Origin of the sequence: Alcaligenes faecalis (genome assembly GCF_005311025.1) — a bacterium.
Taxonomy (GTDB): Bacteria; Pseudomonadota; Gammaproteobacteria; order Burkholderiales; family Burkholderiaceae_B; genus Alcaligenes; species Alcaligenes phenolicus.
The window spans coordinates 290,733-313,674 of the sequence record NZ_CP031747.1 but is presented as its reverse complement, the minus strand read 5'-3'; the positions used below and the strand labels follow the sequence as shown (position 1 = coordinate 313,674).

Annotated in this window: 20 protein-coding genes, 3 tRNA genes and 1 riboswitch; of the genes, 12 read left to right on the top strand and 11 right to left on the bottom strand. The window is 56.0% G+C overall.

What is annotated here, in order from left to right:
* Positions 1-116: 116 nt before the first annotated feature.
* Together rlmB and rnr are read right to left on the bottom strand one after the other, a co-directional pair.
* A complete protein-coding gene (gene rlmB, locus D0C27_RS01465) occupies positions 117-863 on the bottom strand; it encodes a 23S rRNA (guanosine(2251)-2'-O)-methyltransferase RlmB (protein ID WP_035272375.1) in 747 nt (248 codons plus the stop codon).
* Positions 864-932: 69 nt separating this feature from the next.
* The gene (gene rnr, locus D0C27_RS01460; RefSeq protein WP_009458934.1) at positions 933-3,410 is read right to left on the bottom strand and encodes a ribonuclease R; all 2,478 of its coding nucleotides are present in this window, start codon (positions 3,408-3,410) and stop codon (positions 933-935) included.
* A 108-nt stretch (positions 3,411-3,518) separates the two neighbouring features.
* Here rnr and D0C27_RS01455 point away from each other — a divergent pair.
* Positions 3,519-3,603 (top strand) — tRNA-Leu (locus D0C27_RS01455).
* A 497-nt stretch (positions 3,604-4,100) separates the two neighbouring features.
* Here D0C27_RS01455 and D0C27_RS01450 read toward each other — a convergent pair.
* The 3 genes from D0C27_RS01450 to D0C27_RS01440 form a co-directional block, all read right to left on the bottom strand.
* Complete coding sequence (locus tag D0C27_RS01450) at positions 4,101-4,355, bottom strand: heavy-metal-associated domain-containing protein (RefSeq protein WP_031231948.1); 255 nt, start codon at positions 4,353-4,355, stop codon at positions 4,101-4,103.
* 241 nt (positions 4,356-4,596) lie between these two features.
* On the bottom strand, positions 4,597-5,874 hold the full coding sequence (locus tag D0C27_RS01445) for an MFS transporter (protein ID WP_137430248.1): 1,278 nt from the start codon (positions 5,872-5,874) through the stop codon (positions 4,597-4,599).
* A 71-nt stretch (positions 5,875-5,945) separates the two neighbouring features.
* On the bottom strand, positions 5,946-7,328 hold the full coding sequence (locus D0C27_RS01440; protein WP_137430247.1) for a M20 family metallopeptidase: 1,383 nt from the start codon (positions 7,326-7,328) through the stop codon (positions 5,946-5,948).
* Between the two features lie 141 nt (positions 7,329-7,469).
* Here D0C27_RS01440 and D0C27_RS01435 point away from each other — a divergent pair, with 141 nt between their 5' ends.
* On the top strand, positions 7,470-8,348 hold the full coding sequence (locus D0C27_RS01435; RefSeq protein ID WP_137430246.1) for a LysR family transcriptional regulator: 879 nt from the start codon (positions 7,470-7,472) through the stop codon (positions 8,346-8,348).
* Between the two features lie 2 nt (positions 8,349-8,350).
* Here the strand turns inward: D0C27_RS01435 and D0C27_RS01430 are convergent, their stop codons facing one another.
* A complete protein-coding gene (locus tag D0C27_RS01430) occupies positions 8,351-9,391 on the bottom strand; it encodes a LacI family DNA-binding transcriptional regulator (protein WP_060185216.1) in 1,041 nt (346 codons plus the stop codon).
* A gap of 187 nt (positions 9,392-9,578) precedes the next feature.
* Here D0C27_RS01430 and D0C27_RS01425 point away from each other — a divergent pair, with 187 nt between their 5' ends.
* From D0C27_RS01425 to D0C27_RS01395, 7 genes are all read left to right on the top strand, one after another.
* On the top strand, positions 9,579-10,262 hold the full coding sequence (locus tag D0C27_RS01425) for an amino acid ABC transporter permease (protein WP_035272365.1): 684 nt from the start codon (positions 9,579-9,581) through the stop codon (positions 10,260-10,262).
* Positions 10,263-10,265: 3 nt separating this feature from the next.
* Positions 10,266-10,934 (top strand): amino acid ABC transporter permease, encoded by a 669-nt coding sequence (locus D0C27_RS01420; RefSeq protein WP_137430245.1) that lies wholly within the window; start codon positions 10,266-10,268, stop codon positions 10,932-10,934.
* Positions 10,935-10,957: 23 nt separating this feature from the next.
* Entirely contained in the window at positions 10,958-11,686 is a 729-nt protein-coding gene (locus D0C27_RS01415; protein WP_035272361.1) for an amino acid ABC transporter ATP-binding protein, read from the top strand.
* Positions 11,687-11,732: 46 nt separating this feature from the next.
* Positions 11,733-12,533, top strand: a complete 801-nt coding sequence (locus tag D0C27_RS01410; protein WP_137430244.1) for a transporter substrate-binding domain-containing protein — start codon at positions 11,733-11,735, stop codon at positions 12,531-12,533.
* 124 nt (positions 12,534-12,657) lie between these two features.
* Positions 12,658-13,197 carry a VOC family protein gene (locus D0C27_RS01405; protein ID WP_060185219.1) on the top strand — a complete coding sequence of 180 codons (540 nt, stop codon included), beginning with the start codon at positions 12,658-12,660 and terminating at the stop codon, positions 13,195-13,197.
* 12 nt (positions 13,198-13,209) lie between these two features.
* A complete protein-coding gene (locus D0C27_RS01400; protein ID WP_137430243.1) occupies positions 13,210-14,484 on the top strand; it encodes a ribulose-bisphosphate carboxylase large subunit family protein in 1,275 nt (424 codons plus the stop codon).
* Between the two features lie 13 nt (positions 14,485-14,497).
* The gene (locus tag D0C27_RS01395) at positions 14,498-15,829 is read left to right on the top strand and encodes a four-carbon acid sugar kinase family protein (protein ID WP_170978531.1); all 1,332 of its coding nucleotides are present in this window, start codon (positions 14,498-14,500) and stop codon (positions 15,827-15,829) included.
* Between the two features lie 144 nt (positions 15,830-15,973).
* Here the strand turns inward: D0C27_RS01395 and D0C27_RS01390 are convergent.
* Positions 15,974-16,058 (bottom strand) — tRNA-Leu (locus tag D0C27_RS01390).
* Positions 16,059-16,211: 153 nt separating this feature from the next.
* Positions 16,212-16,305: riboswitch (SAM-I-IV-variant riboswitch) on the top strand.
* 117 nt (positions 16,306-16,422) lie between these two features.
* On the opposite strand from D0C27_RS01390, the gene D0C27_RS01385 reads away from it, so the two are divergent.
* The gene (locus tag D0C27_RS01385) at positions 16,423-16,767 is read left to right on the top strand and encodes a hypothetical protein (RefSeq protein ID WP_035272353.1); all 345 of its coding nucleotides are present in this window, start codon (positions 16,423-16,425) and stop codon (positions 16,765-16,767) included.
* Here D0C27_RS01385 and D0C27_RS01380 read toward each other — a convergent pair.
* Together D0C27_RS01380 and D0C27_RS01375 are read right to left on the bottom strand one after the other, a co-directional pair.
* A complete protein-coding gene (locus D0C27_RS01380) occupies positions 16,764-17,564 on the bottom strand; it encodes a siderophore-interacting protein (protein WP_035272351.1) in 801 nt (266 codons plus the stop codon). The two genes, D0C27_RS01385 and D0C27_RS01380, sit on opposite strands and share 4 nt — an antisense overlap.
* Positions 17,565-17,566: 2 nt before the next feature.
* A complete protein-coding gene (locus D0C27_RS01375; RefSeq protein ID WP_022983141.1) occupies positions 17,567-18,139 on the bottom strand; it encodes a PadR family transcriptional regulator in 573 nt (190 codons plus the stop codon).
* 162 nt (positions 18,140-18,301) lie between these two features.
* On the opposite strand from D0C27_RS01375, the gene D0C27_RS01370 reads away from it, so the two are divergent.
* Positions 18,302-18,386 (top strand) — tRNA-Leu (locus tag D0C27_RS01370).
* Between the two features lie 330 nt (positions 18,387-18,716).
* Here D0C27_RS01370 and D0C27_RS01365 read toward each other — a convergent pair.
* Both D0C27_RS01365 and D0C27_RS01360 read right to left on the bottom strand, forming a co-directional pair.
* Entirely contained in the window at positions 18,717-19,790 is a 1,074-nt protein-coding gene (locus tag D0C27_RS01365) for an NAD(P)/FAD-dependent oxidoreductase (RefSeq protein ID WP_137430241.1), read from the bottom strand.
* 211 nt (positions 19,791-20,001) lie between these two features.
* Entirely contained in the window at positions 20,002-20,682 is a 681-nt protein-coding gene (locus D0C27_RS01360) for a prepilin peptidase (RefSeq protein WP_404840832.1), read from the bottom strand.
* A 224-nt stretch (positions 20,683-20,906) separates the two neighbouring features.
* Here D0C27_RS01360 and D0C27_RS01355 point away from each other — a divergent pair, with 224 nt between their 5' ends.
* Complete coding sequence (locus D0C27_RS01355) at positions 20,907-22,940, top strand: DUF4139 domain-containing protein (protein ID WP_137430240.1); 2,034 nt, start codon at positions 20,907-20,909, stop codon at positions 22,938-22,940.
* The last annotated feature ends 2 nt before the right edge of the window (positions 22,941-22,942 follow it).

Below are 22,942 nucleotides of genomic sequence, written 5' to 3'. Positions count from 1 at the left end.
CGATTGGGTTTTGCCCGGCTGACGGCCAATTACCTATTATCTGGTGAAGCGGCGGATGAAACCCGCCGTTTTTTATACAAATAAGTAATTAAGCAAGTAACAAGACTTAAAAGAAATTAAGACTGGCTACGTTGGCGCAAGGTTTCGTACAAGCAAACCGCACTGGCGACGCTAACGTTCAGGCTTTCTACTGCGCCCATCATGGGGATGGAAACCAGCTCGTCGCAGGTTTCACGAGTCAGACGGCGCATGCCCTCGCCCTCGGCACCCATTACCCAGGCCATGGGACGGCGGGCATCGACCTGGTGGAAGGTATGCGTGGCCTGGTCGCTGGTGCCAACCAACCAGACATCACGCTCGCGCAGCATACGCATGGTACGGGCCAGGTTCGTTACCGTAATGTAAGGCGTAGACTCTGCACCGCCGCAAGCCACGCGTGATACGGTGGCATTCAGACCCACAGCGCGGTCACGAGGCGCAATTACGGCGTGGGCACCTGCCGCATTGGCGCTACGCAAGCAGGCTCCCAGATTATGGGGGTCTGTCACTCCATCCAGAATCAACAGAAAAGGAACCTGCCCGGCCTCTTCCAGATCGTCCAGCAATTCATTGACATCGACAGCCAGTTCTTGCTCCAGAGCCAGTGCCACCACGCCCTGATGGCGCGTGCCTTTGGCCAGACCATCCAGACGTTCGACCGGCACAGCCATGACTTTCAAGCCAGCCTGTTCTACCTGTTCGATAAAAGCCAGCATCCGTTTATCGCGCCGGGTCTGATCCACATAGACCTCGCGCACCGAAGCGGCGCTAAAACGAACTCGGGCAATAACGGCATGAAAACCGGCCAAAACCTGCTGAGGCATAACAATCCTTGAGGGAAATAAGAGCAAATAAAGAAAGCCGGGCAAAAAGCCCGGCTTGGCATTGTACGCCTATCGACGGCGTCCTCTAGGGCTACGCGTGGATTTCGCAGACTTGGCTGCCTTCTCCGCACTGCGCTTTTCATCCCGCTCAGCCTGCTTTTGCGAAGCACGTCGTTGGGATGCCGTGGTGCCCTTCAAGGCCAGCGGTTTGGTTGGAGCCGCTTTCTTGATGGGACGCTCGGATGGATCAACCCCTTCAGCCGCCGCCTTCACCGCCTTGTAGCCCACGCCTTTAACCAGACGGAACTCAATACGGCGCGCTTCCAGATCAACACGAGCAACCTGGACTTGCACCGCGTCGGTCAGGCGATAACGCAGACCGGTGCGCTCACCACGCAGCTCGTTCGAAGTTTCGTTGTACTGGAAATAATCCGCACCCAGCTCGGAAACATGGACCAGACCTTCCACATACAAGGTATCCAGCGTCACAAACAGACCGAAGCTGGTCACGCCGCTGATCTTGCCGGAGTACTCCTCACCCACGTGCTCTTTAACAAACCAGCACTTGAGCCAGGCTTCCACATCTTTGGAAGCCTCATCAGCACGACGCTCGCGCGCTGACAACAAGGCACCCAATTTTTCCCAACGTGCAAAGTCACGCTTGCTGGCTGGCAAGGCGGCATCGCCCGGATCCTCGTCGATAGCCGGAATGTAGCGCTCGCCCTTCAAAATACCCTTGATGACACGGTGCACCAGCAAATCCGGGTAACGTCTAATCGGCGAGGTGAAGTGCGCGTATTGCGAATAGGCCAGACCGAAGTGCCCCGTTTTTTCCGGACTGTAGATAGCCTGCTGCATGGAACGCAAACACATGGTCTGAATGACGGCGAAGTCAGAACGGCCACGGGCTGCAGCCACGACTTTGGCGTAATCAGCAGAAGTAGGCTCGTCGCCTCCTTCCAGGGTCAGACCCAAGCTACGCAAATACTCACGCAAGGCTTCCAGCTTGGGCGGCGTTGGGCCTTCGTGTACACGGTACAAACCGTTGCGACGGCTGCGGGCAATAAAGTCGGCAGCACAGGTATTGGCTGCCAACATGCACTCTTCAATCAGCTTGTGCGCGTCGTTACGGACCAAGGGCTCAATACGTTCGATACGACCCAAGGGGTTGCACACAATCTTGGTTTCAACCGTATCGAAATCAATCGCACCACGGGCGGTACGGCGCTCGGCCAGCAAGCGGTACAGAGAGTACAGGTTCTGCACAGGCTCCAGCACATGCTGAATCTGGGTGGCCGCCGGGCCAGTGGGCTGCTGCAAGGCGCTCCAGATATCGGAATACGTCGTGCGTGCATGTGAATGAATGACCGCTTCATAAAACTGGTAGGCCGACACGGTGCCGGATTTGGCACCATCGGCCAACACGACCATATCGCACACCATGACCAGACGGTCTACCGACGGGTTCAGAGAACAAATCCCGTTGGACAGGCTTTCTGGCAGCATGGGGATCACGCGGCGCGGGAAATACACACTGGTGCCACGCTCCAGAGCGTCTTCATCCAGAGCATCGCCAGAGCGCACGTAATGGCTGACGTCGGCAATCGCAACCAGCAAACGCCATGCCCAGCGCGAGCGCTTGCCCGTGCCGATATCAACGCGTTCGCAGTACACCGCGTCATCAAAGTCTCGTGCGTCTTCACCGTCAATCGTGATGAAAGGCACATCGCGCAAATCTACGCGGCCTTTGTATTCCGATGGTTTGACCTTGGCGGGAATGCGCGCAGCCTGCTTGAGCGCCTTCTCGGAAAAATCGACCGGCACTTCAAACTTGCGCACGGCAATCTCGATTTCCATGCCGGGATCGTCAATTTCCCCCAGCACTTCAATCACACGCCCCAAAGGCTGACGATGGCGCTCGGGCTGCTGAGTAATCTCTACCGTCACAACCTGACCGGGCTCGGCCTCGCCCTGGTCTCCGTTGGGAATCAGGATGTCGTGCTTGATACGTTGATCTTCGGGCACCACGATGAACGTGCCACGCTCCCGCAGGAAACGACCCACCAGCTTGCTGGTGTGGCGCGCAGTAACTTCTACAATCGAGGCATCTGGCTTGCCGCGGTATTCACCGACGATACGCACCATAACGTGGTCGCCGTGCAACACTTTGGCCATTTCTCGAGGCGACAAGAACAGATCGGGCTGCCCATCGTCGCGCTGCAAGAAACCAAAGCCGTCGCGATGGCCCAACACTTTGCCGGCGATAAAACCAGTTTGGTTATTTTTGCGAATTTTGCCTTCGGGGGAGATCAGCAGCTGACCATCGCGCTCCATTGCGCGCACACGCCGCTCGAAACCCACCGTAATTTCTTTGCCCAGGCCCAGCTTTTTCGCCAGAGCCTGCATGGTCAGGCCGTCTGCATCTTCGCGCAGCCCCGCCAGGATCACTTCCCGCGTCGGGGTATCCGGGTCGAAGTCAGGCGGCAACTCATAACGGCCCGTTGATTGAATACGGTCCTCAGTACTGTCTTGATGTTTTTTATTCAAAAGGACACTTCCATTATTAATAAAGTATGCCTATAATCCTTTTTCTTTGCTGCTCACGCAGTAAAGTCGTTAAAGGCTTTTGGCACAGCCATAAGCATACAACGATATGCCCAGGTGGCGGAATTGGTAGACGCGCATGGTTCAGGTCCATGTGCCTTCGGGTGTGGAGGTTCGAGTCCTCTTCTGGGCACCAAATTCCAAAAAAGCCGATCATCGCAAGATGGTCGGCTTTTTGCTTTCCAGCCCAGAAAGTCAGGTGCTTGAGCACCTGACGTGGGGGCGAGAAAGGTCGGGCATGCAAGCCCGACCGGGGTCGCGCCCGTGTGACCGAGTCCTCTTCTGGGCACCAAAATTCCGAAAGGCCGATCATTTCTCAATGGTCGGCCTTTTTTATTTTGTTGCTCCATAAATTTATTATCCTTCAGCATCAATCCGATGACGTCTGACTGTGGCAGAAAACGAGCAGCAATACGACCCCCTTCTTTTTTAAACACAGCCATTTCCACATAAAGAATCACTACCGCATGATCGGCTGCTTTCTTTACAGGCCTGTGAATACCCCTTGAAGCAAGCACCTGGGGAGCCAAGGCAACACACTCAAAGCAAAACACCGCCTGCCCTGCTTTGTACAACCATAAAAAAACCGACTGTGTTTCTACAGTCGGTTTTCAGTCTCAGGATGCAGTAGGTTTAACCGCCGCAGCCACCGCAACATGCACCATCTTCACCATGCGCAGGTTTGGCGATTTGATAGCCGGCCCGCTCGACGGCAGCATGCAGATCTTCCAGCGAGACCTGGGTTTCATCAAAACGAACCGACGCCTTTGCGTTTTCGAACGAGGCATCTGCCGCTTGTACGCCTTCAATAGCCGCCAAGGCAATAGCCACTTTATCGGCGCATTCAGGGTGTCGCAAACCCGCCAGTTTCAGCATTCCAACTTGCATTTTTTATCCCTTTAACATGAGGTGAGGCAGTTGATGAAATCGCCACCGCCCATAAAGATATATATTAAATAGATCTTATAGATACGGCAAGGTGCCAGGACAAGAACGATGCGCCAGCCTGGAGGCAGACACAAAAAAACCGGCTTGCCCGCTGACCACAGGCAAACCGGTCTGAAAACGGTTTTCTGAACACGCTCCTTTGCTTGTTAGCAGTGCCCGCCCTCCCTTGAACGACCCTGACTTACCTCATACCCAGCTTGCGACTGGCTGCCAGCAAGGCCACGATACTCAACGCCGCGGCCAGAATCAGGTAGTAACTGGGCGCCACCGGAGAGCCGGTCAATGAAATCAGACCCGTGGCAATCACAGGTGCAAAACCACCAAAGACAGTGACGCCGATGTTGTAGCTCAAGGACATGCCTGTAACACGGGTACGCACTGGAAAGACATCAGCCATCAATCCGGCCAAGGGGGCGAAGTACACGGCTTTGAGCAAAGCCATCAAACCTACAACCAGAATCAGCGCCGTTTGGGTCGCCTCGCGGTTCAACCACATGAAAGACGGGAAGATCGCAATCGCATACAGCACGGCAGCGGTGAGCATGATCTTGATCCGACCAACTTTACCCGCGACATAACCTACCAACGGCGTAGCAATAGTCAGAATCAAGCCTGCGGTGAGTGTTGCCAAAAATCCGGCCGATTGCGGAACACGCAGGGTAGTCGCTGCATACGATGGCATATAAGTAATCAGGTAGTTGGAGGCGGTAGACAAAATCAAGGTGCCCAAAGCAATCAACAGCAAAACCTTTTGTGAACTCAGCACCTCTCGCACTGGCTGACCGCCAGGTTCACTTTCTTTGAAATCCGGGGACTCATCCACCGTTTTGCGGATCCAGTATCCTACCGGCCCCAGCAACAAGCCGAAGAAAAAGGGAACACGCCACCCCCAATCCAGCATTTGCTGTTCGCTTAAGGTAGAAGTCAACACATAACCGAACAAAGAAGCCAGCACGACACCAAAGCCCTGACTGGCAAACTGCAGACTGGCCACAAATGCGCGAGAGCGTTCTGGAGCATGCTCCATCATGAATGCAGTAGAACTGCCAAATTCGCCCCCCGCCGAAAAGCCCTGAATAAAACGGGCAATCAAAATACCGATAGGCGCAATGAGTCCGAGCGTTTCATAACCAGGCATGACCGCAATCATGAACGTGCCCAATAACATCAAGAGGATGGACAGGGACAAGGCTTTCTTGCGTCCGTGTCTGTCCGCATAGGAGCCAATAACCGCGGCTCCAATGGGCCGAATCAGAAATGAAATCCCGAATGTGGCAAAAGCCAGAATCAAAGAGACGGTAGGGTCTGAGCTCGGAAAAAAAACACGACCAATGGTCAGTGCAAAGTAGGCATATACAGCAAGATCAAACCACTCCAAGGTATTCCCCACCACGGACGCGGCGACCGGCTTCCAAAACGAACGCGGTAAAGGCCCCACCGCTTTTTTGGTCTGCTCCATCTTTTATCTCCTCCTGCCCCCGGTGTTTCCGAAGGCAATGCGCCGTTACTTCTGAACGGCGTCTGTTTTTTTTAAGTGTTCTTGTTCAATTCGCCCAGTTCCCAGAAAACGCTGGTCATGATGTCCAGTCCCTCTTGGATAATGGGAGTCAGCATGTGCTCATTGGGAGCGTGCTGAGAGCAGCCGGGGTAGGAGTGTGGCACCCAGATCGTGGGCAGACCCAGTACATCGGCAAAAATATCGTTGGGTACAGTTCCTGCCAAATTCGGGATCACGGCAATTTTCTGATCCGTCACTTTGCTGATCGCATCCTTGATCAAGGCGATCCACTTATTGCCCAGATCCAGCCTGGTGGCAGGCATGATCTGGCCCATATGAATACGCACCTGCTCGAAGCCATGCGCATCAAGGTGCTGGCGCAAGGTGCTTTCCAAGTCCTCTGTCTGCGTTCCCAGCACAAAACGCAAATTGCAAAAAGCCTGAGCACGAGGCGGGATAGCATTGATTGGTTTTTGCGGATTCCCGGCATCCAGTGCCAGCACTTCCAAAGTGTTCCAGCCGAACAGACGTTCGCCGTAGCTAAGGCCCGGTTCGCCCCAATGCTCATTTAAGGCCAGCCCCAAGGTATGCTGACCAATCTCCAAATCTGCAATGGCAGTCAGCACGTCCTCCGGTATGGGGCCTGGCGTCAGTTCGCGGCACAGCAGTTGTCCTTGAGGCCCCACCAGACAGGCCAGAGCATTGGCCAGCACCACCGCGGGGTTTTCCATCACCCCGCCCCAATTGCCCGAGTGCAGCCCCCCTTCACGCGAAATCACCTCCAGCGAGAACAGCACAGTGCCACGCGAGCCCAAGAACAAGGTCGGCTGATTGGCGTTCAAGCGCGGGCCGTCCGAGGCCAGAAACAGATCAGCCGACAAGCTCTGTGCATGTTGCTCGCAAAACTCGCGCAAACCGATCGAGCCTCGCTCTTCACCCGTCTCAAAGATGGCTTTGAGGTTGAAACCCAAACGCCCATCGCGAGCTTGAATGACCTGTTCCAGCGCGGCCAGATTAATGCTGTGTTGGCCTTTATTGTCCGCCGTCCCCCGGCCGTACCAACGCTCCCCTTCGATCTTCAATTCCCAAGGCGCCAGGCCTTCACGCCATTGATGGTCATGTCCGGGCACCACGTCGCCATGCCCATAGGTCAGAATCGTGGGTAGTTCATCGGATTCATGTCGGTGAGCCAGAAGGATGGGGCCTGCCCCTTTGGGATTGGCCAGGATACGGACCTCAAACCCCAGTTTCACCAAGGAAGGGCCCAGCTCCTGATCCAGGTAGAGCTGCAATTGATCCGCTTTCTCCGCAGTCTGGCTGTCACTTTGAATCGCCACACGACGGCGCAAGTCCTGCTCGAAACCGCCCTCCTCAAAATAGGCGCGCACCCTGGACAAGGCTTTACTTTTTCCCATTTTTGTCTCGTTGTCTTATTGATAGGAAAGAGGACTATAGAATCCGTCTTACCTTCTGTATATTTCTATCTTTAGAATAGAATGAGCTAATTTTTAGAATTCAAAACACAAAGCCCAGACCCGAGACAAACAAGCAAAGCCATGGATTACAAATACTTTCTGGCCGTGATGAAAACAGGCTCACTGGCGGCAGCCAGCGCAAGGCTGCATATTGCCCCTAGTGCAATCAGCCGCCAAATCAGCTTGCTGGAGGAGTCCATTGGGGTGGCGCTGTTTGAGCGCAGGCGACGAGGAATGGTACTGACTGCAGCAGGTCAGGCCCTGGCCGAACACGCCTTGCGCGTGCGGCTGGAAGAAGAAGCCATCGTGCAAAGTCTGCGTCAAAACGACTATGTCCAGGCCCATTTAATTCGGGTGGCAGCCACCGAGGGGTTAGCCCGCTACTTTTTACCCATGGTCATGGCAGAGTTTTCCAACCGAACGCCATTGGCACGGTTTGTATTGAAAGTGAGCTCGCCCAATGATTGTGTGGATATGGTTCGAAACGGAGAGGTTGATATAGGGGCTATTTTCAGCACCGCCCCGGTACCCGATGTGGAAGTGAACTACTCCTGCCGCTCACCCATTTTTGCCGTCATGCAAACACAACACCCTTTAGCCACGGCAAGCAAGCTGTCCTTGAACGAACTACAACCCTATCCCATCGTGATGCCCGGCGAGGAGCTTACCCAAAAGCAACTCTTTAACCACGTTTGCCAGATGGAAAAGCTGGTCTTTAACGAAGTCTTTACCTGCAACTACTCGGGGGTGTTACACGAGTTCGTCAGACGCACCAATGCCATCGCCTTGGGAGCGTCAATCAGCCATCGCAGCAGCCTGGACCATGGATTGAAAATTGTTCCTGTGCGGGACTCCCGACTGGATCGAGACTTGCAGATTTTAAGCATGGCCAAGCGGGTCTTGCCACAAAGCGTCAGTGACTTTTTAAAGGCCTTGATTCAGGATCTGAAGGCCGCTTGAAATCAAGGCAAATTCTCCCTGAACACCACAATGCTGTTCATGGGCTTGAGCTTCAAGCCCGACTCTCCCCCCTCCGCCATGTGCCGGGCTGCCGTCAACATGCGCACACAGTTCAGGATCGACTGCTGCGGGTCCTGCATGATGATGGCATCCAAGGTGCCATCGATCAGCAAGGCACGCACATCAGAGGTCAGCCCATGGCCGACAAAGATAATTTTCTTGTCTCGTCGTGCCTCTTTCAACGCCCGCGCCACTCCTTCAGGGGCGCCGCCAATATTGTAGATACCCAGCAAATCCGCATGCTGCTCAAGCAACAGCCGCGTCTGCCGGTAATTGCTTTCTGCATCGTCATGCCCTTCGCGCAAGCCAATCACCCGATCTGCCCAGCCTTTTTCCTGCATTAGCTGCAAGAAACCGGACTCACGATCACAGTGGGCGCGGTAGCACAGACTGCCTGCAATCAAGGCGAAGCTGCCCGACTGCCCGCCCCCAAGACGGCTAAGTAGATAGGCTGCCAGACGGCCGGTTGCCACATTGTCCAAGCCTACGTAGCCAAAGCGCGTCGAGGCCGACAAATCGGAAATCAAAGTCACTACCGGAATACCATCGTGAACCAAGGTATCGACCGCTTCGCGCACCACCGGATGCTCCAGCGCCATAAATACCACGCCATCGGTGCGGCCGCGCAAGCCCAGCAGCGCCTGGGCCAGGGACTCGTGATCAAAGCCGTTAAAGACTTCGGTATGGCAATCCACATTGAAAGGCTGCAACTGCGTCTGTGAGTAGTCGATGGCATCCCCAAACATATGGATCACGCGATTGCTGCCGGCAGGCAATAAAAACGTGATGCGCATGGGCTTGAGGCAACGGTCTGCGCTGAACTCGGCATCGCTGATGTAGTTCAGTTTGCGGGCCGCTTTAAGCACATGCTGGACCGTGCCGGGACGCACGCCGGGACGCCGGTTCAAGACCCGGTCCACCGTCGCGGTAGAGACGCCCGCCAAACGGGCAATATCGCTGATTTTAGGGATTTTATTAGTCAATCAAAAACCATCATTGGATTGGCTGGACAGGCTTTAAGTGGCTTCTATACCATACAAAAAGGCTAGTGCAACAGCACAGCAAAAAACATCATAAAAACATGTAAACCATAGGGAGACAAGGCCTGCACCATTCGGGAGTCAGCACGCTCTGATTCTGTTTGATGACGTAGGTTCCACCCGTCCAGCCATGACTTATACCTTTGACTTTTCCAGCGTGCTGCTTCAGTGGCCGCAACTGCTGCAAGGGGCCTGGATGACAATCAAATTGTCCGTTCCGGCTACCGTGCTCGGTTTTATCGCCGGCACTTTTCTGGCCATTGGTCGTCGCAGTTCATCCCGCCTGATTGCCCGCCTTTGCGGTTTCTACGTGGAGATCATTCGCAATACGCCGCTGCTGGTACAGATCTTCCTGGTCTTTTTCGGTTTGGCCACCCTGGGCTGGAAAGTCAGTGCCTTTGGCGCAGCTCTGGCCGCTTTGGTCATCAATGTGGCGGCATATACCTGCGAGATCATGCGCGCCGGCATGGACTCCATTCACAAAGGACAGCTGGAAGCCGCCGAATGCCTGGGTCTGACTCGAGCCCAAACCTATTGGCATGTCATTTTGCTGCCTGCGCTGGAGCGTGTGTACCCGTCCTTGTGCAGCCAGTATGTGTTGCTGATGCTGGCATCCTCGGTGACCTCGCAGATTTCAGTGGAGGAGCTGACGGCCATGGCCAACCATATTCAGGCCGAGACCTTCCGCCCTTTCGAGGCCTACATTCTGGTTGCCGTCCTGTACCTGGCCCTGTCCTTGCTGATGCGACTGGTCCTGTGGCTAAGCGGACAGCTGGTTTTTTCTCGTCAGCGTGCGCTGCGCGGCAGGAGTTAAGCCATGCTCACAAGCGGATTCAATGCCAATCACCTGAACTTCCTGTTGGAAGGCGCTTTGTGGACGGTCGTACTGTCGCTGATTTCCTTTATTGGAGGTGGGTTAGGCGGTGCCCTGGTAGCCCTGGCCCGTATCAGCGCATGGCGCCCCCTGCGCTATCTGGCCATTGCTTACATTCAGATCATTCAAGGCACTCCCTTGCTGGTGATTCTGTTCCTGTCTTATTTCGGGCTCAGCATCATGGGACTGACCCTGCCGCCACTGGTAGCAGCCGGGCTGTCCATGACGATTTACGTCAGTGCCTACCTGGGTGAAATCTGGCGCGGGAGCATCCAGTCCGTGGCCCGAACCCAATGGGAAGCCGCTGAATGTCTGGCCCTATCCCGCTGGCAACGACTGTATCTGGTGATTCTGCCCCAGGCTGTGCGCATCGCCACGCCGCCTACCGTCGGTTTCATGGTGCAAATTATCAAGAACACTTCGCTGGCATCCATTGTGGGCTTTGTGGAGTTGGTACGAGCCGGCCAATTGATCAATAACTCGATCTTCCAGCCCTTCCTGATCTACGTGCTGATTGCAGCCCTGTATTTCGCCCTGTGCTATCCCTTGTCGGCCTGGAGCCGCCGCCTGGAGATGCGCCTGCATTTTGCTCATGGCCCGGTGCAGAAATAAGTTCGGATCGCCAAGGAGTTTTTATGTCTATCGTTGTTGAACTCAAAGACGTCTACAAAAGTTTTGGCAGCAATGCCGTCCTGAATGGCGTGTCCTTTGCCATTCCCAAAGGTCAGGTAACCGCCATTATCGGACGCAGCGGGTCAGGCAAAAGTACCGCCCTGCGCTGCATAGACCGGCTGGAGATCATTGATCGCGGCCAGATCGAAGTGTGCGGCCATCAAGTCCACGACCCGGATGTCTGCCTGCGCTCGCTGCGGACCGATGTTGGCATCGTCTTCCAGAGCTACAACCTGTTCCCGCATTTAACAGTAGAACGCAACATCATGCTGGCTCCGCAAGTCGTTCGTGGCCGCAGCCGTGAAGAGGCTCGCGCCATTTGCCGACGCACCCTGGAGCAAGTGGGGCTGTCCGACAAGGCCCAGGCCTATCCGGAACAGTTATCAGGTGGTCAGCAACAGCGCGTTGCCATCGCCCGCTCCCTAGCCATGGAACCTAAAGTCATGCTGTTTGACGAGGTGACCTCTGCGCTGGACCCGCAACTGACCGGCGAAGTTTTGCGTGTCATTGAAAGTCTGGCGGCCGATGGCATGACCATGGTCCTGGTCACCCACGAAATGGAGTTTGCTGCCCGCGTAGCCGATGTGGTGATTTTCATGCACCAGGGGCGCGTCTGGGAAACCGGCCCCGGCGACATGCTGCGCAATCCCCAAACCCCGGAGCTGCAAGCCTTTCTGGCTCACGGTCTGTAAAGATTCTTCCCTAGCACCATAACAATATCCTGACGGAGACTGCACCATGACACTCTCGACCCTCCTGCGTGCCACCATCCTGGCCCTGGGCCTGACTGGCTTGTCCGCCGCTGCCAGCGCCAATGCGCTGGACGACATCAAGGCCGCCAAAAAGATCCGCGTCGGTATCGACCTGGGCGCACCCTTTTATGGCTATATCGACGACAAAATGCAGGCTGTAGGCTCGGATGTGGAAGCCGCCCGCTTGCTGGCCCAGGATCTGGGCGTAGAACTGGAAATCGTGCAGACCACCAACTCCGCCCGCATTCCCAATCTGCTGTCCAACAAGGCCGATTTGATTATCTCTTCACTGTCGATTACGCCTGAACGTGCCAAGGCCGTGGACTTTTCCATTCCCTACGGTGCTATTCAAGCAGCCGTTGGCGCTCCCAAAGATGTGGACATCAAGGGCATGGAAGATCTGGTAGGCAAGCGTGTCGCCGTAACCCGTGGCGGCCCTCAGGACAAGCTCATCAGTGAGCGGGCACCACAAGCCAATCTGGTGCGCTTTGATGATGAGGCTGCCTCGATTACCGCCGCTGCCAGCGGTCAGACCGACATTGTGGCGATCACGCCACCCATTATCAAAGCCATTGCCGACCGCAATCCCTCGCGCCCCTTCGAGGTCAAGTTCGTGATCGAGTCCTACAAGCTGGGCATTGCCATGCGCCAGAACGAGCCTGAACTGAAAGGCTGGGTGGACGAATGGATCAAGACCAATCTGCAGAACGGCAAACTTAATGAAATCCACCTGAAGTATGCCGGTGTGCCTATCCCCGACGAAATCGTCCAGGGCGCTGGCCAGTAATTCTTAGCCGGGCCACAAGCCCGGCCTCTCTCCCTATTGATAACCCTCCGACGGCAGCGCTCCAAGCCTGCCGCGGGACTGGCTGCGCCTTCGCTCAGCTGATTTACCCCTTCAGGAATTATGTATGAGTACCTTATTTGGTGAAATCCGCCAGCTTGGCTATGTGGTGCGGGATATCGAAGCCGCCATGGACTACTGGAGTCGCCAACTGGGTGTAGGCCCCTGGTACTACAACCCCAAAGTCGGCATCAAGAATTACCAGTACCGAGGCGAATCCTACGAACCGCATAACTCGGTCGCCCTGGCCAATTCCGGTTTTGTGCAAGTGGAACTGATTCAATGCCGCAACGATGTTCCTTCGATGTACCGGGACTTTCTGCAAGCCGGCCAGCTGGGTTTGCAACACGTCGCCTACTGGACAGAAAACTACGATGCGGACCTGCAACGCGCGCTGGACCATGGCTTGAACGTTGTCATGAGCGGCGAGGTTGGCGAGCGCGGCCGTTTTTGCTATTTCGATACCGAGTTTCATCCCGGTGCCGTCATTGAGCTATCCGAGGTGGCGGGCCCCAAAGGCAAGATGTTCTCCATGATCCGTGCCGCCTCCGAGAACTGGGACGGCCAGGACCCCGTACGTCCCTTCCCTGATCTGAGCACGCTATAGGTCGTACACAGCATGAGCACTGACACTTTTCTGGCCCGTTACCTGATCGAAACTCCCCTGCCGCCCGAGCAGGTTGCCGAGGTAATCGCTGGCGAACAGTCCTGCGGCACATTTACCCGTGTTGCAGGGGAAACCGAAGAGCTGCGCAAGCGTGCACGAGCGACAGTCGAACGCGTGCAACGGCTGGAGAGCGTCGCGCAGCCCAGCTTATCCAATGCCTTGCTGGAACGAAGGGGCATCTCTGGCCCCTATCAGCGAGCCTTGGTCGATATACGGTTTCCTATCGCCAACATCGGCGCCAACCTACCCACACTGGCTGCATGCGTTACAGGCAACCTGTTTGATCTGGGCGAGGTAACGGGCCTGCGGTTGGAAGCGCTGGAGTTGCCTGCTTCCTATCGCCGCCAGTTCGAGATGCCTGCTGTTGGTATCGACGGCACCCGCTCCCGTACCGGCGTTGTCCGCAACGCCATGGTTGGCACCATCATCAAACCCAGCGTGGGCTTGCGTACTGACGACGTGGTACAGCTGGTGCGAACCTTGTGCAATGCCGGAGTAGATTTCATCAAGGACGATGAAGTCTGCGCTGACCCGACCCACTCGCCTTTGCATGAGCGCATTCCCGCTGTCATGGAAGTGATCCGCGCTCATGAAGAGCGCAGCGGCAAGCATGTAATGTTTGCTTTCAACATTACCGACGAAACCGATGCCATGAAACGCCACGCCGATCTGGTCGAGCGCGAAGGCGGCAGTTGCGTCATGGTCAGCCAGAACTGGGTAGGCTATTCCGCGCTGCAAACTCTGCGCCGTCATACCGGCCTGGCCTTGCATGCACATCGCAATGGCTACGGAGCCTTGTCGCGTCACCCTTTGCTGGGAATTTCTGTCAGTGCCTATCAAACCCTGTGGCGTCTGGCCGGAGCAGACCATATTCACGTACACGGACTGCAGGGGAAATTTGCACAAGCCGATCAGGAAGTGCGTGAAGCCATTAGGCATTGTCTGCATCGTCTGGACGACCAGCACGATGATCGCGTCCTTCCCGTGGTGTCTTCCGGACAATGGGCGGGAACTGTGGAAGCAACTTGGCAGGCCGCAAACAGTACTGATGTGCTGTTCATGGCAGGTGGCGGCATTCTGGCTCACCCGGCCGGAGCGCATGCAGGAGTGCTGAGTCTGCAACAGGCTTGGCAAGCAGCAGATCAGGGAATCAGCGTGCAAGAACAGGCCAGAACCTGCAATGAGCTGGCCCAGGCGCTGGAGTTTTTTGGCCCGAAAATGGCCTGACCGGAAATACCTCATGACTGTATTACGCCCCGAATATGTCTGGTATGGCGACGACTTCACCGGAGCCAGCGATACCTTGGCGACCTTAAGCCAGAGCGGAGTACGTGCCATCCTGCTCTTGCAAGCCCCCAGCCCCCATCACCTGAAAAGGCTGCAAGGACTGGAAGCCATAGGGCTGGCGGGGGCGACCCGCTCGCTGGATTGCGAGCAAATCCGCAACAGCTTGAAGGGCGTCACCCCTTTTCTGGCCTCCATGCAGCCCAAGCTATTGCATTACAAGATTTGCTCAACCTTCGATAGCAGTCCTGAAATCGGCAATATTGCGATCGCTTTGGAGTGCCTACGCCCGCTGGCTCAGGTCGCTGTCAGCCCTGTACTGGGGGGACAAATCAATCTGGGACGCTACTGCGTTTTTGCCACCCTGTTCGCGCAGGCTGGACAAGACGGACAGGTCTACCGAATTGATCGACACCCTACGATGGGATCACACCCTGTCACGCCCATGCACGAAGCAGATTTACTGCTTCATCTGCAAGCACAGGGGTTAAAAAACGTGTCCTCTTTGCCGTGGACCGAATATCAGAAGACGGACTACGAAGCGAACAAGCAAAGCAAACAATGGCAAGGGCAAGCTGCAGAACACGGGCATCAGCATCCTCTGCTGGACATTGCTTGTGAGGCCGATATTGCACAGGCTGGTGCGCTGCTTAAAGCGCTCAGCCAAAACGGAACCGTGTTAACTGCCGGCTCCAGCAGCGTGGCACAAGCTTATTTAAGCCAACGGCCTGATACTTTCACCCAACCCGTTACGGGACTACACGCCAGTACACAGCCGGTGCTGATTCTGGTGGGAAGTCAGTCGCCCATCACTGCACAGCAGGTCGCCCATTGCCAGCAAGCAGACATCTTTGAGCTTGACCCGTACGAGCTGCATCACAGCCCAAGCTATGTCACCAAGCTGCACGCAACGGTCATTAACAATGTGCGCAAAGGACGTCATACCTTGCTGCAAACAAAGCCTGCAAACCAGGGCCCAAGCCGCCCCACCCTGCCTACACAACTCGTGGCAGAAGACAGCGCGCAGTTTTTACGTCATCTGGTCAAACAGTTGCGACTAGAGCACCGTTTGTCACGCCTCTGTATCGCGGGCGGCGACACGTCCAGCTTGAGCACCCAGGCATTGGGTATTTGGGGCCTGAGTTATCTGGACTTAGTCAGCCCAGGCGTAGCCGCCTGCATCTGCCATGGGGACGATGAGATTGATGGGCTGGAGCTGGTGCTTAAAGGTGGGCAAATGGGGCCAGCGGATTTCTTCGATCGGGTGATTGAAGGCACATCGTACTGAGACGGATCGCAACAGCGTATACAGCCCCCGTCAGATCGGTATACCCGACCTTTCTCATCCTCAAAAAGGCGGCTCCCCCAGTTTTTTGGACACACAAAACAAAAAGCCGATCATCTTGCGATGATCGGCTTTTTGAGGAATTTGTGGTGCCCAGGAGAGGACTCGAACCTCCACACCCGAAGGCACATGGACCTGAACCATGCGCGTCTACCAATTCCGCCACCTGGGCTCTGACTGCTGGATTTGTTTTTCAACTCGTCTCTGCAAGACAGAAGATAACTATAACATGATTTTGAAAGAGTGCAAACTATTTCTGCTTTTTTTCATGCCTGACAGAAATAAGCGCAGCCCTTGCACTTCATAAGAATCGCTTTTATGCTTATTGCTATATCAAGAGTTGGGGCAACCCATGCCAACCTGTGTACCCGCACAAGGTGGATTCAAGATATGGCCATCTGGCAATCAATGGGATCATCAAGACACGAACCCGCTGCCAGCGGGTTTTTTTATGCTTGGTCGTTTCCAGGCAAAGGGTCCTTTAATCCAACTTGCTCACCCGGAAGTCCCTTCCAAGAGCTAAACAGGAGTGTTTCATGTCTGCACCGTTTTGCTATCACCTGACTTTAGAGCAGCACCACTACCGCATTGTCCTGCACCCCGGTTGTTCCCGGCTGGCCGTCGTGTGCGAAGTGCATGCTGACAAGGTCGGAGATTACGAGCCGCGCTGGCTGGGTTCCAGTTGTCGCGGTGGCTACTGGGCCCGCTTCCAGCACGATATTGACAGCACCTTGTTGCTGAACATGGATGCCATTGCCCGCCTGATTGACGAACACCGTCTGGCTCATCCCAATACGGTGCTGGATACAGATTTACAGCCCGTGTTGAACGTGGGCGGACGCTTGCGCGCCCAGCCCTACCCTCAGCAAAAAGCCGCTTAGTCCAGACGTGGGGCATCCTCGCCCTGATCGCCTTGACGCCAGTAGCTGCTGGCCCGAATCGCGCCTTTATCCAGGCCGCGTTCTTGCACCCAGTACTCACGCAAGCTTTGAGCGATGGAATATTCTGCGGCGACCCACACATAGCCGGTGCCGCTCAACTCGGGTGCGGCACGCAATGCGTCCAGAATGCCATTCAAACCGGCCAGCGAAGGAATCCAGTTCACCGTGACATGGTCCGGTGCCTCCATCGCACCGACTGTCAGCAGATTACGTGCCAATACGTAAACCTGCACCTTCACATTGGAAGGCAGTTCTTTCACTCGTCGCGCCATGGCAGGCACAGCGGTTTCGTCGCCAATCAGGATTTGCCAATCCAGGTCCTTGCTGACCAGGAAGGAGCCACGCGGGCCGGCCACACCCAGCTTGTCGCCCTCTTTAGCTTGCATGGCCCATTGGCATGCAGGGCCTTCACCGTGGACCACAAAATCAATATCCATCTCCTTTTCCTGCTCGCGGAACTCGCGAGGAGTGTAGTCGCGGATAGGTGGCTTTTCCTGACCGGCGGCAAAGACCATGCCACGCTCGCCCATTTGAGGCAGTCGCAATTCTTTAGTGACAGGGTCCGGGAAAATCAGTTTGACGTGGTCATCAAAGCCAGGGGTATAAAAACCTTCCAGATCCGAGCCTTCCAGGGTGATGCGCACCATATCAGGCCCCAGTTCGCGCCGCTTTTTAACGGTCAGCAAACGCAACTTCAAGGTATGAGCAACTTTCTGCGTTAATTGTTCAGACTGCATTCTTAAGACTCCTTGGGCAAGTTCCGTATGTCAGCGATGGCTTTTTCCAAAATGGCCACCACCTCTGCCTGTCGTTCCAGACTGGCTGTCGATTGTTCAAACATGGCCTGCTTCAGGCTGTGGCGTACCTGGACGAACTCCGGCAACCAACCTGTTTGTTCCTGCGCGGCCTTCAAATCCTCGTCGCTATTGTGTTCGGCCAGCATCTGCCGTATCCACACCAGCTTGCGCCCGCGATAGGTCAGGGACTGCATCAGGTAATCGCACTTTTCTTTTTGCTCTTCCAGATACGTGTGCCCTTCCTTGGTCAGGCTGTACATCTTGCGACGGCCTTCTTCTTCAATCAGCACCCAGCCTTGCGTGGCGCAATACGCCAGGGCGGGATAGACCGCACCAGCGCTGGGTACATAGCTGTTCTGGCTAAGCTGCGCGAAACGGCGTATCAACTGATACCCGTGAGTACTGCCCTCTTTGAGCAGAGCCATCAGCATGAGTTGCATGGCCCGAGCAGAGTATTTTCGGCCTTGGCCCATATCCAGCAGCATCCGCTCGACATCCATCGTGTTGAATTTCATGTCCATACTCTTATGCTATATCACATGACACACTATAATGATAATGAGAATGCCAATCAACTAGAAATTAAAATTAAATTTATTGAGTGAAAAATGCTTGCTTTCCCAAGGAAACTCACTCTATAATTGAATGCTTGAGACGGGCAGCAGCCTTGATCAAAAGCCCAGGTGGCGGAATTGGTAGACGCGCATGGTTCAGGTCCATGTGCCTTCGGGTGTGGAGGTTCGAGTCCTCTCCTGGGCACCATAAATTCCTCAAAAAGCCGATCATCGCAAGATGATCGGCTTTTTGTTTTTTCTGTCTGAAAGCAAGCAGCTTGAACCCCTGTTTGAAGACGAGGAAGTCAGATACGTAGATCCAATCAGTGTTGATATGACCGGGGCTCTCTTCCAGCGGTACGACCTTCCGAAAAATCAAACTCCTTTTGGACTGAAGGCAGACGTATTCAAAACACCTCCCTGACTTACCGAAGAACAATCAGCCAAAAAAAAGCCGAAACAACCTGAGCACTGTTTCGGTTTTTTTGATTCTGGCGGTCTTACAGCAAGCTATTTCGTTGCTCCGCCCTCTTTACCATCACTCCAAGGCGCGATGACGACGCTGCCAGAAAGGCTGCGCCGCGTAGCGTTGCTCCATGCCATACAAAGCATGCTGCGAATTCAGGTGACGCACCAAACCTAACAAATAGTCCTTTTCGTAAGCACGCGCCGGCTCGGGATTGCCTTTTGTCAGAGCTACAGCAGCCTGTGCCGATTGTGATCCGCTCCACAAGGCCGTTGCCAGGCCATTGGCGGCCAGGGGGTCCATGGCCGCGCCTGCATCACCGGCACGCAAGATGCGGCCTTCCACGAAGTAAGACACGGTGCAGCTAGCGGCAGCGCTGACTTTAGGAGCGTGATCAGCCATCTGACTATCCAAGCCCAGGCTTTCCATGCGCACTCGTGCCGCATCGGCACAGCCCAGCAAACCGGCCCAGACCGAACCATCTCGACTCAAACCATCGGGCAAAAGATCCGAGTCCGAAAACAAGGCCACCATCAAGCGATGACCCGGCATGGGGGACAAGTACCACCACCCCAACTCGACGGCTTCTACCAGGGAAGCAGCCAAGGGTTCTGCCCCTTCAGGCAGGTCAAAGACGTGCCAGGCAGCGACCAGTCTATCCAGACGATGACGCTGGGCGGCCGCTCCGGCGGACAAGGCGGCACGACCAGTACAGTCGATTAAAGCAGCAGCTTCCAGGCTGGTACCGTCTGCCAGCCTGGCAACCACACCTTCAGGCTGGTGCTCCAGGCCCAGAACTCGTGTCTGGCGAATACTGACCTTCGCTTCTTTTTGCACGCGCTCAAACAACGCCTGCTCCAGACGGGCCTTGTCCAGCAGGTAGCCCTGCCCGTCTTCATCCTGCACGGTGCGCAGTCCTGCGCTACCCCATACCGAAAAACGCCCTTGTGAACGCAAGGCTACCGTCTCATCCAGACAGCCTGCCCAGCCCAGGCTGGTCAAGACCACGGCCCCGCGTTCGGACAAGGTCTCACCAAACGAGGGCTGGGGCTCCTGAGGAGCCACCAGCGTTACTTCCTGACCTTGCATACTCAGGCGACGCGCCGCCGCTAAGCCCGCCACACCGGCGCCAACAACAATAATCATGCCTTCATCCTCAGGTTCCCGTCTGCTTTGCCAGCGGGACAATGTCCATGGAACCGCGTTGTACTTCCACATACAGCTCGGGCGGAACTCCCGCCAGCCCGACTGGCCCCGGACGTTTTACCACGACTCCCATACGAGTCCAAACTTTTGCTGTGGCAGCGCGGACAAGGCCTGCACAGCCTGTTTAATTGTGGAAAAAACGAATCATGTTTTACAAAATGCGCGGCAAGGAAAACAGCATGACCCAGCCTCCCAGGACCAGATACGGACCAAAGTGAATGGCCTGCCCGGCTTGCAAACGCCCACCAAGGCGCAAGACCAGAGCCGCCAGCAAGCCCAATACCGATGCCGCCAGAAGAATTCCCGGCAAGGCGGTGACCCCCAGCCACGCTCCCAACGCGGCCAGTAATTTGAAGTCGCCATAGCCCATGCCCGCACGCCCGGTCAGCAACAAGAACACATGGTTTAACAACCACAGCAAGCTGTAGCCCAATGCCGCGCCAATCACCGCCAAGGGCAAGCTGCTAAAGGTGTAATCCAGATTGACCAGCAAGCCCAGCCACAGCAAGGGCAAAGTGAGACGATCAGGTAGATAGCCGGTTTCCGCGTCAATCCAGGCCAAGAGAGCAGTACCGGCGATAAACACACAGGCCGCCACTGCTGCAGGCGTCAACTGCCAGCGCCAACCGGCCCACAACATCAGGACCAGGGCCAGACTCTGGCATACCCATCCCCATTGACGATGAGCACGCGGCGAACGCCCGTCCAACTCAGGCTCCAGCTCTACAGGCAGGCTCCAGGACAGGTGTCGGGCTGGCCAGAAAAAACAGACCGCCAAGATCAGAGCAACTCCCATCCCCGCCCAGGCATTGCCCCACGACGTCCACATCATATTGATCCTTCACCAGATTGATAAACGCGCGCTGGCACAAGCTACGCTGCCCAAATCCTAGCAGAGCCTTGCATGCTTTTGATGACGTAAGTATTTTTTGCTCCAGGTAGAGAAAGCCGGACGGTGGCATTTTTTTGTTACCCGAATGACAGACAGAGCCCCACAAGGCTAGGCATAATGCGCTTCAACCCTTTATTTCGCTTACGGATGAATAAGGAAGCGCTATGAACCACTTTGTGCCCCACGCTGCGCGTACGCCTCGCCTGCGCTTTTTGACCGGCGCCTTGCTCCTGGTCTGGATGGGCTCGGCAGCCAGCACCGCCTGGGCCCAGCAGATCGAGTCCATTACCTTATCCAGTGCCGGTATGGCCGAGATCGAGCGACAAATCCCCGTCTCTGACACCGGTACCGCTCAGTTGCGTGTGCCCCTGACCCAGGTCGATGACATTCTAAAAACCCTGATGGCCGTCGATGGCAAGAACCGCATCGACTCCCTGACCTTGTCGGGTCTGGCCCCACTGAAAGAAAGCTTTGACAGCCTGCCATTCTCGGCCAAAGACCTGCGCTCGCCCGCCACCCTGGCACAAGCGCTGCGCGGCCAGCAAGTCAGCGCCAGCTCGCAAGGCCGCCTGGTACGGGGTGCCGTCCTGGGGGTGCAAGCTACTGCGGCCACCAAGGAACATCCCGCCCAGGCCATCTTGAGCGTGCTGACAGAACAGGGCCAGATCCAGACCCTGGAATTGGGCCCGGACACCAGCCTGGAAGTACTGGACAAGACCTTGCAACAGCAATTGCAGCAGGCCACCGAAGTGCTGGCCGGTCAAAGCAATCAGCAGTCGCGTGATATTCAACTGGTCTTGAACAAGACCGACGCCAAGACAGCCCGCCTGTCCTACCTGATTCCTGCACCGGTATGGAAAAGCTCCTATCGCCTGATGATGCAGGACGGCAAAGCCCGCCTGCAGGCCTGGGCCATTTTTGAGAACACCAGCGGTGAGGACTGGAAAGATGTGAAGGTCACGCTAAGCTCGGGCTCGCCTGTGATGCTGCGCCAGCGTCTGCTGGAACGTTACTGGAACGAGCGCCCTGAACTGCCGGTGGCGGTAGGCAGCTCCATCGCGCCGCAAGCTGACACCCAGGCTACTGTCAGCGCAAATCACGCCCGCAAAGCAGCAGGTGAGGCCATGCGTGCTCGCATGGCTCCAGCCGCACCCGCTCCCATCATGATGGAAAGCGCCGCCTATGCGGCCGATGGCAACATGGCCAAACAGTGGGCTTCGGGCGGCGCTGGCGCCAGCACCCAGGCACAGGAAGGTCAGACTCAAGTGCGCTTTAGCCTGCCACAAACGCTAAGCGTACCCACCGGCCAGACGGTTTCGGTGCCCTTTATCGACACATCGCTGCAGGCCGAGTCCCTCTCGGTTTACCGCAGCGGCCAAGCTGGCGACTATCCCACAGCCGCCATTTGGGTGAAGAACGAACAGGCCAATAGCCTGCCGCCCGGCATTATTACCGTCTTTAATGAACAGGACGGTCACGTGGGTGATGCAGAGCTGGCCGGTCTGCCTGCTGGCGAGCAGCGTTTGATCTACTTTGCCCAAGACAGTAAAGTTCAAATCCGCGAAGAGCAAACGGATGAATACCGCCTGAGCAAAACCCGTGTGACTGATGGCGTTGCCCGTTCGGAATGGACGCGCTTGCAGAACTTCCGCTACGAGATCAAGGCTCCGGCCGATGAAGATCGCACGGTGCTGATCCAGTTGCCTCGTCAGGATGGCTGGACCTTCAAGTCCGACGCCCATGATAGCGACACCGCCCAGGAGCACCGCCTGAAAGTGAAAGTTGCCAAGGGCAAGACGGTCACCGTCACGGCCCAGCTGAGCCTGCAAGACCATATGGAATTGCGCCTGGAAGAAATCGACGAGAACATGCTGCTGCAGTGGCGTGGAAACGGCCAGGACAGCGCGCAACAAGCCAGGATGGACAAGCTGATCGAGCTGCGTCGTCAGCTGAGTCAGGCCCAGCAAGCGCAAAATCAGGCCGTTGAGACCCTGAACGAAACCGTGGCTGAACAGGAGCGCATCCGCGCCAACCTGGCTGCCGTCAGTGCACAAAGCACCTTGGGTCAGCGTTTCAGCGAGCAACTGGCCCAGCAGGAAGACCTGATTGCCAGCCAGCGCAAAGCCGTTCAGGAACAGCGCGACGCTGTCCAGAAGGCCCGTCAGGCTTTTGAGAAAGGTCTGGCCGAACTGGCTTGATC

What these genes read in the sequence shown, in the direction of transcription:
- D0C27_RS01375 (WP_022983141.1), bottom strand. Translation starts at nt 18,139, where the DNA reads ATGAAATTCAACACGATGGATGTCGAGCGGATGCTGCTGGATATGGGC.
- D0C27_RS01355 (WP_137430240.1), top strand. Translation starts at nt 20,907, where the DNA reads ATGAACCACTTTGTGCCCCACGCTGCGCGTACGCCTCGCCTGCGCTTT.
- D0C27_RS01360 (WP_404840832.1), bottom strand. Translation starts at nt 20,682, where the DNA reads ATGATGTGGACGTCGTGGGGCAATGCCTGGGCGGGGATGGGAGTTGCT.
- rlmB (WP_035272375.1), bottom strand. Translation starts at nt 863, where the DNA reads ATGCCTCAGCAGGTTTTGGCCGGTTTTCATGCCGTTATTGCCCGAGTT.
- D0C27_RS01400 (WP_137430243.1), top strand. Translation starts at nt 13,210, where the DNA reads ATGAGCACTGACACTTTTCTGGCCCGTTACCTGATCGAAACTCCCCTG.
- D0C27_RS01425 (WP_035272365.1), top strand. Translation starts at nt 9,579, where the DNA reads ATGACTTATACCTTTGACTTTTCCAGCGTGCTGCTTCAGTGGCCGCAA.
- D0C27_RS01395 (WP_170978531.1), top strand. Translation starts at nt 14,498, where the DNA reads ATGACTGTATTACGCCCCGAATATGTCTGGTATGGCGACGACTTCACC.
- D0C27_RS01365 (WP_137430241.1), bottom strand. Translation starts at nt 19,790, where the DNA reads ATGATTATTGTTGTTGGCGCCGGTGTGGCGGGCTTAGCGGCGGCGCGT.
- D0C27_RS01435 (WP_137430246.1), top strand. Translation starts at nt 7,470, where the DNA reads ATGGATTACAAATACTTTCTGGCCGTGATGAAAACAGGCTCACTGGCG.
- D0C27_RS01450 (WP_031231948.1), bottom strand. Translation starts at nt 4,355, where the DNA reads ATGCAAGTTGGAATGCTGAAACTGGCGGGTTTGCGACACCCTGAATGC.
- D0C27_RS01440 (WP_137430247.1), bottom strand. Translation starts at nt 7,328, where the DNA reads ATGGGAAAAAGTAAAGCCTTGTCCAGGGTGCGCGCCTATTTTGAGGAG.
- D0C27_RS01410 (WP_137430244.1), top strand. Translation starts at nt 11,733, where the DNA reads ATGACACTCTCGACCCTCCTGCGTGCCACCATCCTGGCCCTGGGCCTG.
- D0C27_RS01380 (WP_035272351.1), bottom strand. Translation starts at nt 17,564, where the DNA reads ATGCAGTCTGAACAATTAACGCAGAAAGTTGCTCATACCTTGAAGTTG.
- D0C27_RS01405 (WP_060185219.1), top strand. Translation starts at nt 12,658, where the DNA reads ATGAGTACCTTATTTGGTGAAATCCGCCAGCTTGGCTATGTGGTGCGG.
- D0C27_RS01415 (WP_035272361.1), top strand. Translation starts at nt 10,958, where the DNA reads ATGTCTATCGTTGTTGAACTCAAAGACGTCTACAAAAGTTTTGGCAGC.
- D0C27_RS01445 (WP_137430248.1), bottom strand. Translation starts at nt 5,874, where the DNA reads ATGGAGCAGACCAAAAAAGCGGTGGGGCCTTTACCGCGTTCGTTTTGG.
- D0C27_RS01385 (WP_035272353.1), top strand. Translation starts at nt 16,423, where the DNA reads ATGTCTGCACCGTTTTGCTATCACCTGACTTTAGAGCAGCACCACTAC.
- D0C27_RS01420 (WP_137430245.1), top strand. Translation starts at nt 10,266, where the DNA reads ATGCTCACAAGCGGATTCAATGCCAATCACCTGAACTTCCTGTTGGAA.